The organism is Microbacterium sp. Se63.02b (assembly GCF_014171575.1).
GTDB lineage: Bacteria > Actinomycetota > Actinomycetes > Actinomycetales > Microbacteriaceae > Microbacterium.
Map to the genome: position 1 here is coordinate 3,119,951 of NZ_CP050453.1, position 16,929 is coordinate 3,136,879.

The window sequence follows — 16,929 nt, forward strand, 5'->3', positions numbered from 1 at the left end:
GCAGACGAAACGCGTGCGGCTCTTCGCCTCTGCGCGTGATTGCGGCATGCGCCAGCCCCGCGTGCTGTGGACACCCTCCCCACGCGTGCTGCCGTGCAGAGGGAGACATGCAGCAGGTGAGGAGCCAAAGAACGCCGCCTCCTGAGACCGGGAGGCGGCGTTCTTCGACTCTTCAGGGCGAGAGCCTCAGCCGACGCGGATGAGCTTCTTGTTCACGAACTCGTCCGCGGCCAGGTGCCCGAGCTCACGGGAGGTGCCGCTGCGCTTGATGCCGCCGAAGGGCAGCTCGGGGCTGTCCGCCAGGACGAGGTTCACGTAGACCATGCCCGCCTCGATCCGGTCGGCCACACGCTCGGCCTGCTCGGCGTCGGTCGTGAAGACGTACGACCCGAGGCCGAACGTGGTGTCGTTCGCGAGAGCCACCGCGGCGTCCTCGTCCGCGACGCGGTACACGACCGCAGCAGGTCCGAACAGCTCCTCGCGGTACACGTTCATCTCGGGGTGACGTCGGCCAGCACGGTCGGCGCGAAGAAAGCGCCCTTCCGCGTGCCGCCGGTGAGCAGCGTCGCGCCCTGCTCGACGGCCTGGTCGATCTGCTTCTGCAGGTTCTCGGCGGCCGCCTCGGACGAGACCGGACCGAGCACCGTGTCGTCGAGCATGGGGTCTGTCGCCTCGACCGCCGCCATCGCCGCCGTGAACTTCTCGGCGAAGGCGTCGTACAGCTCGTCGACGATGATGAAGCGCTTCGCCCCGTTGCACGCCTGCCCGTTGTTGTCGAGGCGCGCATCGACCCCCGCCTGCACCGTGGCGTCGAGATCGTCCGTGGAGAGCACGATGAACGGGTCGGACCCGCCCAGCTCGAGCGCGACCTTCTTCAGGTTGCGGCCGGCGACCTCGGCGACAGCGGCACCTGCGCGCTCGGAACCGGTGAGCGAGACGCCCTGCACGCGCGGGTCGGCGATCATGTCGGCGATCTGCTCGTTCGTGGCGAGGATGTTCTGGTACGCGCCCTTCGGGAAGCCCGCATCGTGGTAGATCGCCTCGATCGCGCTCGACGACTCCGGGCACTGCGGCGCGGGCTTCAGCAGGATCGTGTTGCCGACGATCAGGTTCGGCGCCGCGAAACGCACGATCTGATACGCCGGGAAGTTCCACGGCATGATGCCGACGAGCGGTCCGAGCGACGAGCGTCGGATGATCGCCGACCCGTCTCCGAGGATCTTGATGGGCTGGTCGGCCATGATGTCTTCGGCCTGGTCGGCGTAGTACTCGGCGATGTCCGCGGCGAAGTCCACCTCGCCGAGCGCGGCCTCGCGGGGCTTGCCCATCTCACGCACGAAGATGTCGGCCAACTCCTCGCGCCGTTCACGGTGCAGTTCGGCCGCGCGCCGCAGCAGGGCAGCCCGGTCGGCGACCGTGGTGGAACGCGACCACTCGCGGTGCGCCTCGTCGGCTGCCGCGACGGCCTCCTCGATCTGCTCGTCGGTGAAGGTGTCGAAGGACGCCAGCGTCTCTCCGGTGGCGGGGTTGATGACGGCGTAGTCGGTCATGACGTGTCCTCTCAGGAGATCGGGATCAGCGTGTACTTCGTGGACAGGTACTCGTGAATGCCCTCGAAGCCGCCCTCGCGACCGACACCCGACTGCTTGACGCCGCCGAACGGAGCCGCCGCGTTGGAGACCACACCGACGTTGAGACCCATCATGCCCGTCTCGAGGCCGTCGATCATCCGCTGACCGCGCTGCAGGTTCTCGGTGAAGACGTAGGAGACGAGACCGTACTCGGTGTCGTTCGCGAGGCGCACCGCCTCCTCCTCGGTCTCGAAGGTCGCGATCGCGAGGACCGGTCCGAAGATCTCCTCGCGGAGGATCGCACTGCCCGCCACGACGTCGGTCAGCACGGTGGGTTCGTAGAACGACCCCGTGCCCTCGACAGCCTTGCCGCCAGCGAGCAGCGTGGCGCCGCGCTCGACGGCATCGTCGACGAGCTCGCCGGCCTTCGCCACGGCATCCGCGTCGATGAGCGGACCGATCGCCACGCCCTCTTCCGTGCCGCGGCCGATCTTCATGCCGTTCACGCGCTCGGTCACGCGCTTGGCGAACTCGCCGGCCACGTCCTTGTGCACGATGAACCGGTTGGCGGCTGTGCAGGCCTGTCCGATGTTGCGGAACTTCGCGGCCAGCGCACCCTCCACGGCCTTGTCGAGGTCGGCGTCGTCGAACACCACGAACGGCGCGTTGCCGCCGAGCTCCATCGACACGCGCAGCACACCCTCCGCCGCCTGGGCGATGAGCTTGCGGCCGACCTCGGTCGATCCGGTGAAGGAGAGTTTGCGCAGACGCGGGTCGGCGATGATCGGCGCCGACAGCGCGCTCGACTTCGAGGTCTGCACGACGTTCACGACACCGGCGGGGGAGCCCGGCCTCTTCGAGGAGCTTCGTGAAGTAGATCGTCGTCAGCGGGGTCAGTGCCGGGGGCTTGATGACGACGGTGCAGCCGGCAGCGAGCGCGGGCGCGATCTTGCGCGTCGCCATCGCGAACGGGAAGTTCCACGGCGTCACGAAGAACGACGGTCCGACCGGACGCTGCGACACGACCATGTGGCCGGTGCCCTCCGGGTTGATCCCGTACCGGCCCGAGATGCGCACGGCTTCCTCGCTGAACCAGCGCAGGAACTCGCCGCCGTAGACGACCTCGCCACGGGCCTCGGCGAGCGGCTTGCCCATCTCGAGCGTCATGAGCAGCGCGAGGTCTTCCTTGTGCGCCTGCACGAGGTCGAACGCCCGGCGGAGGATCTCGCTGCGCACGCGCGGCGCCGTCGCAGCCCACGCATCCTGAGCGGCGACCGCGGCGTCGAGGGCGCGGATGCCGTCGGCGGGGGTCGCGTCGGCGATGGTCCGGATCACGGCGCCGGTCGCCGGGTCCTGCACGTCGAACGTGCCGCCGGTCTCGCCGTCGATCCACTCGCCGCCGATGAAGAGGCCGGTGGGGATGCTGTCGAGCAGCGCCTGCTCGGTCTGAGTGCTCATGGGTTCTCTTTCCGTGAGGAGGATGGGGCTGGGGGTCGGGTCAGCGGCGGCGTCGGCTGGGCGGGGCATCGATGCTCAGCGTTTCGCCGCGGAAGAAGGCGGGGCGTCGGACCGCGTTCCAGATCATCACCGCGATGCCGACGACGATGATGAGCATCCCGAGGATGAAGACGATGCCGACACCCCCGATCTGCGAACCCGAACCGTAGGCGGGGTCCATGGAGTCGATCAGCGTGGTGAAGAAGAGCACCGCGAGGATCGCTCCGCCGACGAGCGGGAACAGGAACGTGAAGAAGAAGTTCCTGGTGGAGTCGAACCACTGCTTGCGGAAGTACCAGACGCACGCGAAGGCGGTGATGCCGTAGTAGAAGCAGATCATCATGCCGAGCGTGAGGATCGTGTCCCACAGCGTGTCTTCGCTGACGACGCGCATCACGGCGTAGAACGCCGACGCGACGATCGCCGAGACGATGGTGGCATATCCGGGGGTGAAGAAGCGCGGGCTGACCTTCGCGAACGACTTCGGCAGCGCGCCGTAGTGTCCCATCGCGAGCAGCGTGCGTGCCGGTCCGACGAAGGTCGACTGCAGTGACGAGGCCGAGCTGGTGAGCACCGCGAGCGAGACCAGGAAGGCGAGGGGGCCGAGGATCGGACCGGAGAGGTGGAAGAACACGTTCTCCTGGATGTCCTCGTTGCCGAGGCCGAGGGCACCCGTGCCGACGCCGGCGAACATGATCATCGCGACCGCGAGCAGCAGGTACAGCGAGACGATCGTGAGCACGGTGACGGTGGCCGCGCGGCCCGGGGTCTTCTCCGGATCCTTCGTCTCCTCGTTCATGGTGAGGGTGACATCCCAGCCCCAGAAGATGAAGATCGAGAGGGAGAGTCCGGCCGCGATCGCGCTGAAGGACGAGATCGCGAACGGGTTGAACCAGTTCAGGTCGAACGGCTGGTAGTCGAATCCGTTCCCGCCCACCGCCTGCACGATCGCGGCGATGGCGAAGAACACGAGCACGAGGATCTGGAAGCTGACGAGCCAGTACTGCAGCTTCTGCGTCGTCTGCATGTCGCGGTACGAGATCCAGGTCGCGCCGAGCATGAACAACAGGCAGACGCCGATGTTGATCCAGGTGACGCTCGCCAACCCGGCGATGTCGGGGTTGCCGGTGATCTGCGAGATCAGCAGGAAGAGGAAGTCGACCGCGATGCCGGCGAGATTCGACAGCACCAGGATGGTGGCGACCACCAGTCCCCAGCCCGCCATCCAGCCCACCCAGGGTCCGAACGCCCGCGCGGCCCAGGTGAAGGATGTTCCGGAGTCGGGCATCCGGTTGTTCAGCTCGCGGTAGCCGAAGGCGACCAGGAGCATCGGGATGAAGCCGACCAGGATGATCGCCGGAATCTGCGCACCGACCGTGGAGGCCACGGGTCCGACGGCAGCGGTGAACGTGTACGCAGGCGCGATGCACGAGATGCCGATCACGACGGCGCCGATCAGGCCGACCGTGCCGGCGCTCAGACCCTTCGTGGAGATGCCGGTCGTGACGCCGGATTCGGGCTCCGTCGCCCGGTTGGTGCTGCTCATCAGCGGTCTCCTGCTTCGTTGCGGGTGCGCGGGACGACGATCATGGGTACGGGGAGCTCGTGCAGCATCTTCGCCGCCGTGGAACCGAGGAAGAGGCGACGCGGCTGGGCGAGCCGACTGGATCCGACGAGCACGACTTCACCGGGGAGCCAGGAGAGATGTGCGACGGCGTCCTCCACGGAGTCGCCCGGCGCCTTCTCGACGGCGGCGCTGCGTCCGTCCGGCAGCAGCTCGGATGCGACCGCGAGGACCTCCTGCGCATGCGTGTCGCCGACCGTGCGGATCGCGCCGGTGTCGAGACCGGGCGGTACGTCGAACGGCACCAGCGACACGAGCCGGAGATCGACCCCGCTGTCGCCGGCGAGCGCCACCGCCTCGTCGAGCAGGGCGTCGGCGCCCGGGCGGGAACCGACCGCGACGGTCACCCGCGGGATCACGTGGTCGTCTTCCTGGGCGGTGCCGACGGGCGCGAGCGCGACCGGGATGGTCGACGAGTGCAGCAGCTCGGATGCGACGCTGCCGAGCCGGTGACGCCCGAGGATCCCTCCCCGGCCGCACCGATCACGATCAGCCTCGCATCGAACTCCTCGCCCGCGGAGATGAGCCCCTCGGCGAACGACTCGGAGAATCGCACGTGGCCGCTGCGCGTCAGCTCCTGCGGGAGGCGGACGACGGCGTCGGAGAGCCATGTCCGCGCCTGCGCCTTGATGTGCTCCTCGTAGGCGCGCTCCGGCGGGACGGCCGCGCTGCGTGTGCCTTCGTTGGGCAGCACGATGACCAGGTGGAGCGTGGCTCCGATGCTGCGCGCGATCCGGGCGCCGAGGGCCGCGGCATCCGCTCCCGCGTCCGTCGCCGTGTATCCCACGACGATCGAGCCGGTCATCAGCCGATGCTCTCGACGGCGCCGGCGTCGCGACTCGCGTCGACGATCTGGGAGGCGACGAGGTGCCCCATGCGGATGGCCCCGTCGACGTGCTGGTACCCGGCACCGGCCATGTCGCTGCAGGCGAAGTGGATCGGGCCGACCGCCGTGCGGAGGTCTGGTCCGTACCGGTGGAGGCCGCCGAGGTCGAAGCTCGCGGCATAGGCCCCGCGGGTCCATTCCTCGCTGCCCCAGTCGCTCTCGTAGTACACGACCGGGTTCTTGGCCTCGGGGCCGTAGTAGTGCGACAGCGACTCGAGGATGCGCTCTTTGCGCTCCTCCGCCGACAGCTCGAACACGCCGTCGGCGTTGGCGTCGGACACGAAGCCCACCAGGGTGCCGCGCTCGTCGCCGTGGTTCGTGTTGTCGTACGCCTCGTGCGAGAGCTCGTACGGGCTGAACGCGGTGCCGCTCAAGCCCTGTTCACGCCAGAACGGCCGGTCGTAGACCGCGTGGACCTTGATGACGAAGCCCATCGAGAGATGCTGGTGCAACTGGTGCTGGCGGCGCGGGAGGGGCGGCACGAACGAGATGCGGTTATACAGGATGGGCGCGTGGGCGAGGATCGCGTGGCGGGCGCGGACCGTGATCTCGTCGGTCGTGGCCACCACGCCGGCGTCCGACCACTCGAGGCTGCGGACCGGCTGATTCAGCAGCACGTCGTCGCCCAGACGCTCGGCCAGGCGCAGAGGCACCTGCTGCAGACCCCGACGACGCGCTCGTCGAGGATGAAGTCCGCGTCGACGAGGTTCGAGTACGACCCGGCCGACGCCGCCATCAGCAGCGACTGCAGCAGCGAGAACGCGTGGGTCGGCTTGGTGAGCATCGCGGATCCCGTCGCGAAGGCCAGGTTGCGCACCGCTTCGTCGTCGTCGGTCTGCTGGCGCAGCCAGGCATCCCACGAGATCGAGTCCCAGTCGGCGGCGTTCGGGTGCTCCCACGGCTTGTCCGGGTCGATCTCCGCGACCAGCGCGTCGAGGATGTCGGTGATCCGGGCGATCTCCGCCTCGGTCTCCGGCGCCACGGGGAACATCTCGCCCGTGAAACGGTGCGCCTGTCCGTCCGGACCGACGTACACGCTGTCGCCCTCCCGGTAGCGGCTGTAGGTCTCGAGCCCGAGCTCCTCGATCGCCTCCTTCAGCGCGTCCTGATCGGGCGATACCCACTGGCCGCCGATCTCGAGCATGGCGCCGTCGATGACATCGGTCCACAGGCGCCCGCCGACACGGTCCCTCGCCTCCAGCACGGCGACCGACAGGCCGGCCTTCCGCAGGTCGTTCGCCGCCGTGAGCCCTGCGGCTCCGGCGCCGACGATGAGCACGTCGCGAGTGATCTCAGCCATCTGCAACTCCTTCGTTGGGGGAGGTAGTGCCGGTCGCGACCCGAAATCCCCCGATCAGGGTCGCGACCGGACGTAAGGGGTCAGGCTGCGGCGAGCGCAGCGGTGACGACGTCGAGACCCTCGTTCAGCAGGTCGTCGCCGATCGACAGCGGAGGAAGGAAGCGGATGACGTTGCCGTACGTTCCGCAGGTGAGCACGATGACGCCCTGGGCGATGCACGCCTTCGCGACCGCGGCCGTGAGTGCGGCGTCCGGTGCCTTGGTCTCGGGGTCGACGAACTCGGCGGCGATCATCGCGCCGTGACCGCGGACGTCGCCGACGCGCGGGTCGTCCTGCTGGATCGCCGCGAGACGGTCCGTGAGGATGCTGCCGATCTCACGCGCCCGCTCGATCACGCCGTCGTTCTCGAACACATCGATCGCGGCGAGCGCCGCCGCACAGGCGATCGGGTTCCCGCCGTAGGTGCCGCCCAGACCACCGGAGTGCGAGGCGTCCATGATCTCGGCGCGTCCGGTCACGGCGGCGAGCGGAAGGCCGCCGGCGATGCCCTTGGCGGTGGTGATGAGGTCGGGCTCGATGCCGAAGATCTCACTCGCGAACATGTGGCCGGTGCGGGCGAAGCCGGTCTGGACCTCATCCGCGATGAACACCACGCCGTTCGCGCGGCACCAGTCCACGATCGCCGGGAGGAACCCGTCGGCTGGGACGATGAAGCCGCCCTCGCCCTGGATCGGCTCGATGATGACGGCAGCGAGGTTGTCGGCGCCGATCTGCTTCTCGAGCTGGAGGATGACGCGGGCCGCGGCTTCGCCGCCCTCGAGCCCGTCGCGGAACGGGTACGACATCGGCGCGCGGTAGACCTCGGGGGCGAACGGGCCGAAACCGCTCTTGTACGGCATCGACTTGGCGGTGAGCGCCATGGTCAGGTTGGTGCGGCCGTGGTAGCCGTGGTCGAAAGCGACGACCGCCTGGCGACCGGTGTGCTTGCGGGCGATCTTGATCGCGTTCTCGACCGCCTCGGCACCCGAGTTGAACAGCGCGCTCTTCTTCGCGAAGTCGCCGGGCGTGACGCGGTTGAGTGCTTCCGCGACGCCGACGTACGACTCGTACGGCGAGATCATGAAGCAGGTGTGCGTGAACTGCGCGGCCTGGGCGGCGACGGCCGCGGCGACCTTGGGGTGGGCGTTGCCCACCGTGGTCACGGCGATGCCGGAGCCGAGATCGATGAGCGAGTTGCCGTCGGCGTCGACGACCACTCCGCCGCCCGCCGCGACGGCGGCGATCGGCACGGTGTGGCCGACACCGGCGGCCACGGCATCCGCCTTGCGCGCCAGGATCTCGGCCGAGCGGGGTCCGGGGAGGTCGGTGACCAGGCGACGCTCCTGCGGGAGGTCGGGTCCGCCGAGAGGGACTGCGGGGGCTGCGGTGTCGAGGAGTGCCATGTTCGCGAGCGTACGTCCGGGGCCGAGGCCCTCGCACTCACCGACCCGTACAATCTAGGAGACGGTTTCGCCACTCTGTACATTCGGGAGGATCTCGATGGTCACCACCGACCAGCCGACCCTGCGCGCCCTGCTCCGTCGACGAGATCTCGGCCTCACGCTCGTGCCGCGCGAGAGCGACCTGGCGGAGGGAGCGCTCGACCGCCCGCTGCGCTGGGTGCACAGCTCCGACCTGGCGGACCCGACGCCCTTCCTGTCGGAAGACCTGGCGTTGTTGACCACGGGGACCCAGTTCGACGAGGCGGTCGACGTCGACACCTACGTCGGTCGCCTCGCCGACCGGGGTGTCCTCGGGCTCGGATTCGGCACCGACGTGCATCGCTCCGGGATCCCGGACGAACTCGTCGCCGCATGCGACGCCCACGAGATGCCGTTGTTCGCCGTGCCGTACCGCACTCCCTTCATCGCCGTGGCCCGCGCCCACTCCGAGGCCATCGCCGCTCAGGCCTATGCGCGGCGCTCCTGGGCGCTGGACACCCAGCGTGCCCTCGCGCTCGCGGCGCTGCGTCCGAGCGGACTCGACGCCACCATCGCCGAGCTCGGGCGGCGACTCGGGGTCTGGGCCGGGATGTTCGATGCCGCGGGGGCCGCCGTGACCTCGCACCCGCGCGACAGGCTCGACGCGGACGTGCTCGACGCGCTCGGCGAGCGGGTGATGGAGATCCTCACCCGCGGGTTGGAGGCCGGGCAGTCGCTCACCCTCGGCGAGGACACGTTCATGCTCTTCACCGTGGGACGCGGCGGCCACCTCCGCGGAGTGATCGCGCTGGCCATCGATGCGCTCGACCCCGAGGCGCGATCCGTCGTCACCTCGGTGATCGCCATGGCCGGACTCGCGATGGAGCAGAGCGAGCAGCTCGCGAGGAGCCGTCGACGCCTGCACTCGCAGCTGCTCGGGTCGTTGCTCGCCGACGACCCCGCTCTCGCCAGAAGGGTGCTGGGCAGTCTGCCCCCTGCCCCGATCGTCGTCGCCGTCGCCGCAGACGCCCCGGCCGGTCCGCTCACCGATTGGTGGGAGAGACACCGCGCCGAGCACGGGACCGCGGTGTTCCTCGCCGAGTCCGAGGACGGCGTCACGATGTGCGTGTCGGCCGACGACGAAACCCTGCTCGACGAGGTGGCCGCGCGGTTCGGCGTCCGCATCGGCGCCTCCGACCCCGACACGTACGACTCGTTCGGCCGCGCGCACGCACAGGCGCTCACGGCGTTGCGGCAGCAGGGGGTGCACGGCGTCGCCCGGTACGCGGACACGGTGGGGTCGAGCATCCTCACGGCGCTCGCCACGGATGAGGCGCGTCTGGTCGCGGAGTCTCGGCTCGCCCCGTGCGCGAACACGACGCGCGCACCGGGGCCGAACTCGAACGGTCGCTGCGCACCTGGCTCGAGCACGACGCGAGGGCTGAGTCCGCGGCCGCCGCGCTCGGCATCCATCGGCACACCCTGCGCTCCCGCATCACGCAGGCCGGCACGCTGCTCGACGTCGACCTGTCGACGTTCCCCGCCAGGGCCGAGCTCTGGACCGTGTTGCAGACCGCCCGCGACTGACCCGCGCCCCCTCCCCCGGGTGCACGGCATCCTGCCGGGTGCACGGCGTGTTCCCGTCGTCTTCCCGTGCGCTCGGCAGCACCCCGTGCACTCGCGCGGGGGCGGGCGCGGGCGGACTAGCTCGGGGCGTGCGCCTCGAGGAACTCGTACACGTCGGTGGTGTCCACACCGGGGAAGGCGCCGGTCGGCAATGTCGCGAGCAGCGTCCGCGGAGTCTTCACGTTGGGCCAGGAGTTCTCGCGCCAGCGCTCCTCCAGGTCGGCCGGGGCCCGGCGGCAGCACACCTCGACCGAGTGCTTCGAGACGCCGCGATGCGGGGTGTCGCGCCCCACGAACCATTTCGTGTCGTCGAAGCGCACGCCGACGCTCACGGAGTGCAGGCCCTCGCTCGAGGACTCGACCCGGGCGGTGCACCAGTACGTGCCGTTGCCGGTGTCGGTGTACTGGTAGTACGGGTTGAACCGGTCGTCCTCGTCGAACACGACCCGCGAGGTCCACCGGCGGCAGCACATCTGCCCCTCGATGGCACCGAGGCGGTCGGTCGGGAAGTTCACGTCGTCGTTCTCATACGCCTTCGTGATGGTCCCCGACTCGTGCACCTTGAGGAAGTGCACCGAGATGTCGAGGTGGCGGGTGGCGAGGTTGGTGAAGCGGTGCGCGGCCGTCTCATACGACACGGAGTAGGCGTCTCGTAGATCTTCGATCGAGATCGCCCTCCGCTGCTTGGCGTCTTTCAGCGCAGGCACGACATGCGACTCCGGGATGAGGAGCGCACCGGTCAGGTAGTTGGTCTCGACGCGCTGCCGAAGGAACTCGGCGTAACTGCGCGGCTCGGAGTGCCCGAGGATGCGACTCGACAGGGCCTGCAGCACCGCGGTGCGAGCATCGCCCTTCGCCGGCACGCTGCTCGACAGATACAGTCGCCCGTTCGCGAGGTCGGCGACGCTCCGGGTCGTCTGCGGCAGGTCGGGGGCGTAGTGCAGGGTGAAACCCAGATAGGCCGCGATCTCGGAGGCCGTGCGCTGGGTCAGCGGGCCACCGGGGTGTCGGACCGCAGCGAGGATCTCGGCGGCCTTCTCCTCCAGGTCGGCGAAGTGATTGTCCTGCCGCCGCATCAGGTGTCGCAGTTCGACGTTCGCCCGCCGCGCTTCCTCCGGGGTCGCGGCGCGCTCGTCTTTGAGCCTGTCGATCTCTCCGTGCAGCGCGAGCAGCGCCTTCAGCGCATCCATCGGCAGACTCTTCGCGATGCGGAACGGCTCGATTCCGAGCGCCTGGAAGGTCTGCCCCTTCATCGCACGCTCCAGGGCGATCTCGACCGCGCTGCGCTCGTCGAGCGGCTCGCCCTCCAGCAGCGCCTCGATCGTGACGCCGAGCGCCCTGGCGATCGCCTGCAGCTGCGTGAGCTTCGGCTCGCGCTTGCCGGTCTCGATCATCGACAGCTGGCTGGGTGCCCGGTCCACGGCCGATGCGAGGTCATCCAGGGTCATGCCCTTCGCCGTCCGGAGCTGGCGGATGCGGCGACCGATCGTGAGGGCATCGGTCTCTTCTGCAACGTCGACGGTGCTCATGGGGCCGATTCTGTCACAGAAACAGAATTTCGAGCGATCTTCTCTGTGATATCGGTCGCCAAGGCCTCAGATCTTCACCCACAGTGGAACCACGCCACTCCGGCACAGCCGCCGGATCCACCGAGGAGACACCATGACGAACACCGCCAACACCCCGACGCCCCGCCCCGCCGGTCTGCGAGCCGGCGACCAGGTTCAGACGGCCGCCGAACTCCGGGAGGTCTGGGACACCGACCCCCGCTGGGACGGCGTCGAGCGCACCTACAGCGCCGAAGACGTCATCCGCATCCGCGGCTCGGTCAGGGAGGAGTCGACCCTCGCGCACCGCGGCGCCGACAACCTCTGGAATCTCCTGCACACCGAGGACTACGTCAGGGCGCTCGGCGCCTACACCGGAGGCCAGGCCGTGCAGCAGGTGCGCGCAGGGCTCAAGGCCATCTACCTCTCCGGGTGGCAGGTCGCCGCAGACGGCAACCTCGCGGGTCAGACCTACCCCGACCAGTCGCTCTACCCCGCGAACTCCGTTCCGGCCGTCGTGCGCCGCATCAACAACGCCCTCATCCGCCAGGACCAGCTCGAGCACGCCGAGGGCGAGACGACGCAGGACTGGCTCGCGCCGATCGTCGCCGATGCCGAAGCCGGATTCGGCGGACCTCTCAACGCCTACGAGCTCGCGCAGTCGCTCATCCAGTCCGGTGCGGCAGGCATCCACTGGGAGGACCAGCTGGCCAGCGAGAAGAAGTGCGGCCACCTCGGCGGCAAGGTGCTCGTGCCGACGCAGCAGCACATCCGCACCCTGAACGCCGCCCGCCTCGCGGCGGACGTCGCCGGCGTGCCGACCGTCATCATCGCCCGCACGGATGCCCTCGCCGCCGACCTGCTCACCAGCGACGTCGACGAGCGCGACCAGCAGTTCACCACCGGTGAGCGCACCACCGAGGGGTTCTATCGGATCCGCCCCGGCATCGAGTCGGTCATCAGCCGCGGACTCGCCTTCGCCCCCTACGCCGACCTGCTGTGGGTCGAGACGGGCGAGCCCGACATCGCCCTCGCCCGGGAGTTCGCCGCCGCGATCCACGCGCAGTTCCCCGGTAAACTCCTGGCCTACAACTGCTCACCGAGCTTCAACTGGAAGCGCCACCTCTCCGACGCGGAGATCGCGACCTTCCAGCAGGAGCTGGCCGATCTGGGCTACAAGTTCCAGTTCATCACCCTGGCCGGCTTCCACGCCCTGAACCACTCGATGTTCGACCTCGCCCGCGGCTACGCCGAACGCGCCATGAGCGCGTACGTCGAGCTGCAGGAAGCCGAGTTCGCCGCCGAGGCGGACGGCTACACCGCCACCAAGCACCAGCGCGAGGCGGGCACCGGCTACTTCGACGTCATCTCCACCGCGCTCAACCCCGACAGCGCGACGCTCGCCCTCGCCGGCTCCACCGAAGCCGCGCAGTTCCATTGATCCCCGCCGCCTTCTTCGCATCGCGACGCACACCGAAGGACTTCAGATCATGACCACTCCCACCGCTCCCCCGACCACGGCTCCCATCCAGACGACCCAGCAGGGTCCGGCGATCGAGGTCACCGGACCCCTCCGCGACCGCTACGACGAGATCCTCACCCCCGAGGCGATCGCCTTCCTCACCGAGCTGCACCACCGGTTCGCGTCCCGCCGTCACGACCGGCTCGCCGACCGGATGCGCCGCCGATTCGAGATCGGCAACGGACACGACCCCCGCTTCCGCGACGACACCGCGCACATCCGCGAGGACCGGGACTGGCGCGTCGCCGGCGCCGGCCCCGGGCTCGAGGACCGCCGCGTCGAGATCACCGGGCCCACCGACCCGAAGATGACGATCAACGCGCTCAACTCGGGTGCGCGGGTGTGGCTGGCCGACCAGGAGGACGCCACGAGTCCGACCTGGAAGAACGTGATCGAGGGTCAGCTCTCCCTCCACGACGCCATCCGCGGCGAGCTGTCGTTCACGTCACCGGAGGGCAAGGAGTACCACGTCACGGCCGAGCGCACCCCACGATCGTGATGCGCCCTCGCGGCTGGCACCTGCCCGAGAAGCACATCGCCTTCACGGACCGCGCCGGCCGTCGCACCTCGGCATCCGCCTCCCTCGTCGACTTCGGTCTGTACTTCCTGCACAACGCGCAGGCGCTGATCGAGGCCGGCCGCGGGCCGTACTTCTACATCGCCAAGCTCGAGTCGAGCGAAGAGGCGAAGCTGTGGGACGACGTCTTCTCGTTCAGCGAGGAGTACATCGGCATCCCGCACGGCACGATCCGGGCGACCGTGCTGATCGAGACCCTGCCTGCGGCGTTCGAGATGGACGAGATCCTCTACGAGTTGCGCGACCACTGCGCCGGCCTCAACGCCGGACGCTGGGACTACATCTTCTCGATCATCAAGAACTACCGAGGTCGCGGAGCGCGCTTCGTGCTTCCCGACCGCAGCGAGGTCACGATGACGGTGCCGTTCATGCGGGCGTACACCGACCTGCTCGTGCAGACCTGCCACAAGCGGGGAGCCTTCGCGATCGGCGGCATGAGCGCGTTCATCCCGAACCGCCGCGACCCCGAGGTGACGGCGCGGGCCATCGAGAAGGTCTCGGCCGACAAGAAGCGCGAGGCCGGCGACGGCTTCGACGGCACGTGGGTCGCGCACCCCGACCTGATCCCCACAGCTCAGGCCGAGTTCGACGCGGTGCTCGGCGAGCGCCCCAACCAGGTCGACCGGCAGCGGGACGATGTCCACGTCGAGGCGCGCGACCTGCTCGACCTGCACATCGGCCGTCCGATCACCGCCCAGGGCGTGCGCGACAACGTGTCGGTCGCCATCCGCTACCTGGAGGCCTGGCTGCGCGGACTCGGCGCCGTGGCGATCGACAACCTGATGGAGGATGCGGCGACGGCCGAGATCAGCCGCTCGCAGGTGTGGCAGTGGATCCACCAGGACCGCACCACGCAGGACGGCACCCCGATCACGGCGGAGTACATCGAGGGGCTGATCGCCCAGGTGCTCGCCCAGGCGACCCGCAGCCACGGCGACCGCTATGACGACGCGGCGGAGATCTTCCGCGAGGTCGCGCTGCAAGAGGAGTTCCCCACGTTCCTCACCCTGGGCGCATACAGCCGGTTCCTGGTCGACGAGGACTGAGCGCGCGGAAGAGCCCCCGGGCCATGGCTGATGCTGTGACCCGGGGGCTTCCGTGTCCGGAGCCGGCGCGGGCACGCGGGCGTAGCCTGGAAGCATGACCGACGTCTGGGCGGACATCGCCACCGAGTTCCTGCACTTCTACCCGCGCGGGCGGCGGCTGCTCACGGTGGCCGGGGCGGATGCCGAGCGCTCGCGACAGGCGGCCGACGAACTCGCCACCGCACTGACGGCGTCGGGACAGCACGTCGTCCGGGAGCACTCTCCGGAGGGCGAGGAGGGCGAGCTGCGCACCGTGGTCAGCGCGTTCCGGGAAGGACCGAAGAGCGACGACGTCCTGCTCGTCTCGGGCCCGGCCGCCCTGATCGGCGAACGCACCAGGGGCATGTGGAACTACGCGCTGTGGCAGTTGGCGGGCGACGAGCCGCCGCACACCGTCGCGGGTTCGATCGTCGATGTCTCCGACCCGGCCCACCCGAAGCGTCGGTTCGCCGACTACTGCGCGCTGCCGGCCTCGTACGGCGCCTGACGCACTCCCGCGACGTTCACCGGAACGACGCGGCCACCGAGTTGCGGTGGTAGTCGAACACGATGCTCGTGCGCGTGGAGGCGACGCTGCTCTGCGCCGAGAGGTGCTCGAGCACGAATTCGCGCATCTCCGAAGAGTCGGCGACCGCGATGTGCAGCAGGAAGTCGTCGTCTCCGCCGAGGAAGAACACCTGGATCACCTGGGGCAGCACCCGCACGCGGTCCGCGAACTCGACGATGCTCTCCCGCCGGCCACTCGGACGCAGCGTGACGCCGATGACGGCTTGGAGTCCAGCGCCCAGCATCCGCTCGTCCACGCTCGCGTGGAACCCCGTGATGACCCCCGGTCGACGAGGGCCCGGAGCCGGGCATGGGCGGTCGACGGCGCGACGCCGAGGCGACCGGCGAGTTCCGCGTTCGTCATGCGTCCGTCTGCTGTGAGAAGCTGCACGATCCTCGCGTCGATCGCATCGAGGGCCGGGGCCCGAACGGTGTTCGGCTCCGCGGCGTCAGAGGTCGTCTCCATACGAAGCATTATTCAGGATCTTTCGCCCTGACGAATGATCTTCACTGATTCTGTTGTTCCATCGATGTTTCTGCGATCCTGGGTGCCGACCCGCGCACATCACCCTGGAGGATCAATGAAGATCGGCGTCCCCACCGAGGTCAAGAACAACGAGAACCGCGTCTCCCTCACTCCCGCCGGCGCCGACCGCCTGGTGCATGAGGGCCACCGCGTGCTCGTGCAGTCCGGTGCGGGTCTCGGCTCGCGCATCACGGACGACGACTACCGCGACGCCGGTGCCGAGATCGTCGGAACCGCAGCCGAGGCCTGGGGCGAGGCCGACCTCGTCATCAAGGTCAAGGAACCCATCGCCCAGGAGTACGGCTTCCTGCGCGATGACCTCACGCTCTTCACCTACCTGCACCTGGCCGCCGACCGCGCGCTCACCGAGGCCCTCGTCGCGGCGGGCACCACCGCCGTCGCCTACGAGACCGTGCAGCTGCCCGATCGCAGCCTGCCTCTGCTCGTGCCGATGAGCGAGATCGCCGGGCGGCTCTCGGTCACCATGGGGTCCTACTCGCTGCTGCGCTCCCAGGGCGGTCGCGGGATGCTGCTCGGCGGCATCGCGGGAACTCCCCGCGCCAAGACCGTCGTGATCGGCGGCGGCGTCGCAGGCGAGCACGCCGCGGCGAACGCGCTGGGCCTCGGCTCGAAGGTCACCGTGATCGATGTCTCGCTGCCGCGCCTGCGCGAGCTCGAGCACCGCTACGGCGGCGCGCTCGAGACGCGCGCCTCGAGCCGCTACGACATCGCAGAGGAGCTCAAGACGGCCGACCTCGTGATCGGGTCCGTGCTCATCCCCGGCGCGGCCGCCCCCAAGCTCGTGACCGACGACATGGTCGCCACGATGAAGCCCGGCTCCGTCCTCGTCGACATCGCGATCGACCAGGGCGGATGCTTCGAGGGGTCGAAGCCCACCACGCACGACGATCCGACGTTCGCGGTGCACGACTCGATCTACTACTGCGTCGCGAACATGCCCGGCGCGGTTCCCGAGACGGCGACGCGGTCGCTCACCAACGCGACGCTGCCCTACGTATCGGCGATCGCGGGCAAGGGCTGGGAGCGCGCGGCGTCCGAGGACGCGGCGCTCGCGAAGGGCCTGAACGTGCAGGGGGGACGCATCACCCTGGACGCCGTCGCGCAGGCGCACGGCCTCTCCGCGGGCTGACCTTCCGAACCC

9 protein-coding genes and 6 pseudogenes are annotated in these 16,929 nt (G+C 69.3%); 6 read left to right on the top strand and 9 right to left on the bottom strand.

Annotated elements, in window-relative coordinates; genetic code table 11:
- Window positions 1-186 precede the first annotated feature (186 nt).
- From G4G29_RS15450 to gabT, 7 genes and pseudogenes are all read right to left on the bottom strand, one after another.
- Window positions 187-1,550 (bottom strand): annotated as a pseudogene (locus G4G29_RS15450) (NAD-dependent succinate-semialdehyde dehydrogenase).
- An 11-nt stretch (window positions 1,551-1,561) separates the two neighbouring features.
- Window positions 1,562-3,029: pseudogene (locus G4G29_RS15455) on the bottom strand (NAD-dependent succinate-semialdehyde dehydrogenase).
- A 40-nt stretch (window positions 3,030-3,069) separates the two neighbouring features.
- Entirely contained in the window at window positions 3,070-4,614 is a 1,545-nt protein-coding gene (locus G4G29_RS15460; protein WP_183150733.1) for an APC family permease, read from the bottom strand.
- The gene (locus tag G4G29_RS24160; RefSeq protein ID WP_309491589.1) at window positions 4,614-5,051 is read right to left on the bottom strand and encodes a universal stress protein; all 438 of its coding nucleotides are present in this window, start codon (window positions 5,049-5,051) and stop codon (window positions 4,614-4,616) included. Before G4G29_RS24160 ends, G4G29_RS15460 begins: the two co-directional genes overlap by 1 nt.
- Complete coding sequence (locus tag G4G29_RS24165) at window positions 5,048-5,497, bottom strand: universal stress protein (protein WP_309491590.1); 450 nt, start codon at window positions 5,495-5,497, stop codon at window positions 5,048-5,050. Before G4G29_RS24165 ends, G4G29_RS24160 begins: the two co-directional genes overlap by 4 nt.
- Window positions 5,497-6,878: pseudogene (locus G4G29_RS15470) on the bottom strand (NAD(P)/FAD-dependent oxidoreductase). Before G4G29_RS15470 ends, G4G29_RS24165 begins: the two are co-directional and overlap by 1 nt.
- Window positions 6,879-6,958: 80 nt before the next feature.
- Complete coding sequence (gene gabT / locus G4G29_RS15475; RefSeq protein WP_183150734.1) at window positions 6,959-8,320, bottom strand: 4-aminobutyrate--2-oxoglutarate transaminase; 1,362 nt, start codon at window positions 8,318-8,320, stop codon at window positions 6,959-6,961.
- Window positions 8,321-8,417: 97 nt separating this feature from the next.
- On the opposite strand from gabT, the pseudogene G4G29_RS24170 reads away from it, so the two are divergent.
- Both G4G29_RS24170 and G4G29_RS22520 read left to right on the top strand, forming a co-directional pair.
- Window positions 8,418-9,533: pseudogene (locus tag G4G29_RS24170) on the top strand (PucR family transcriptional regulator ligand-binding domain-containing protein); the annotation flags it as partial.
- Window positions 9,534-9,703: 170 nt separating this feature from the next.
- The gene (locus G4G29_RS22520) at window positions 9,704-9,925 is read left to right on the top strand and encodes a helix-turn-helix domain-containing protein (RefSeq protein ID WP_244632080.1); all 222 of its coding nucleotides are present in this window, start codon (window positions 9,704-9,706) and stop codon (window positions 9,923-9,925) included.
- A 116-nt stretch (window positions 9,926-10,041) separates the two neighbouring features.
- Here the strand turns inward: G4G29_RS22520 and G4G29_RS15485 are convergent, their stop codons facing one another.
- Window positions 10,042-11,493: a helix-turn-helix domain-containing protein gene (locus G4G29_RS15485; protein WP_183150735.1), complete on the bottom strand. Its 1,452-nt coding sequence runs from the start codon at window positions 11,491-11,493 to the stop codon at window positions 10,042-10,044.
- A 133-nt stretch (window positions 11,494-11,626) separates the two neighbouring features.
- On the opposite strand from G4G29_RS15485, the gene aceA reads away from it, so the two are divergent.
- From aceA to G4G29_RS15500, 3 genes and pseudogenes are all read left to right on the top strand, one after another.
- Complete coding sequence (gene aceA, locus G4G29_RS15490) at window positions 11,627-12,952, top strand: isocitrate lyase (protein WP_183150736.1); 1,326 nt, start codon at window positions 11,627-11,629, stop codon at window positions 12,950-12,952.
- Between the two features lie 49 nt (window positions 12,953-13,001).
- Window positions 13,002-14,656 (top strand): annotated as a pseudogene (aceB, locus tag G4G29_RS15495) (malate synthase A).
- A gap of 94 nt (window positions 14,657-14,750) precedes the next feature.
- On the top strand, window positions 14,751-15,182 hold the full coding sequence (locus G4G29_RS15500; protein ID WP_183150737.1) for a hypothetical protein: 432 nt from the start codon (window positions 14,751-14,753) through the stop codon (window positions 15,180-15,182).
- A 16-nt stretch (window positions 15,183-15,198) separates the two neighbouring features.
- Here the strand turns inward: G4G29_RS15500 and G4G29_RS15505 are convergent.
- Window positions 15,199-15,716 (bottom strand): annotated as a pseudogene (locus G4G29_RS15505) (Lrp/AsnC family transcriptional regulator).
- A gap of 106 nt (window positions 15,717-15,822) precedes the next feature.
- Between G4G29_RS15505 and ald the strand changes: the two are divergent.
- A complete protein-coding gene (ald, locus tag G4G29_RS15510; RefSeq protein ID WP_183150738.1) occupies window positions 15,823-16,917 on the top strand; it encodes an alanine dehydrogenase in 1,095 nt (364 codons plus the stop codon).
- Window positions 16,918-16,929: the final 12 nt, after the last annotated feature.

Bases quoted from the DNA above. Each gene is read 5' to 3' on its own strand.
- gabT (WP_183150734.1), bottom strand. From the start codon at position 8,320: ATGGCACTCCTCGACACCGCAGCCCCCGCAGTCCCTCTCGGCGGACCC.
- G4G29_RS24165 (WP_309491590.1), bottom strand. From the start codon at position 5,497: ATGACCGGCTCGATCGTCGTGGGATACACGGCGACGGACGCGGGAGCG.
- G4G29_RS15500 (WP_183150737.1), top strand. From the start codon at position 14,751: ATGACCGACGTCTGGGCGGACATCGCCACCGAGTTCCTGCACTTCTAC.
- G4G29_RS15460 (WP_183150733.1), bottom strand. From the start codon at position 4,614: ATGAGCAGCACCAACCGGGCGACGGAGCCCGAATCCGGCGTCACGACC.
- aceA (WP_183150736.1), top strand. From the start codon at position 11,627: ATGACGAACACCGCCAACACCCCGACGCCCCGCCCCGCCGGTCTGCGA.
- ald (WP_183150738.1), top strand. From the start codon at position 15,823: ATGAAGATCGGCGTCCCCACCGAGGTCAAGAACAACGAGAACCGCGTC.
- G4G29_RS15485 (WP_183150735.1), bottom strand. From the start codon at position 11,493: ATGAGCACCGTCGACGTTGCAGAAGAGACCGATGCCCTCACGATCGGT.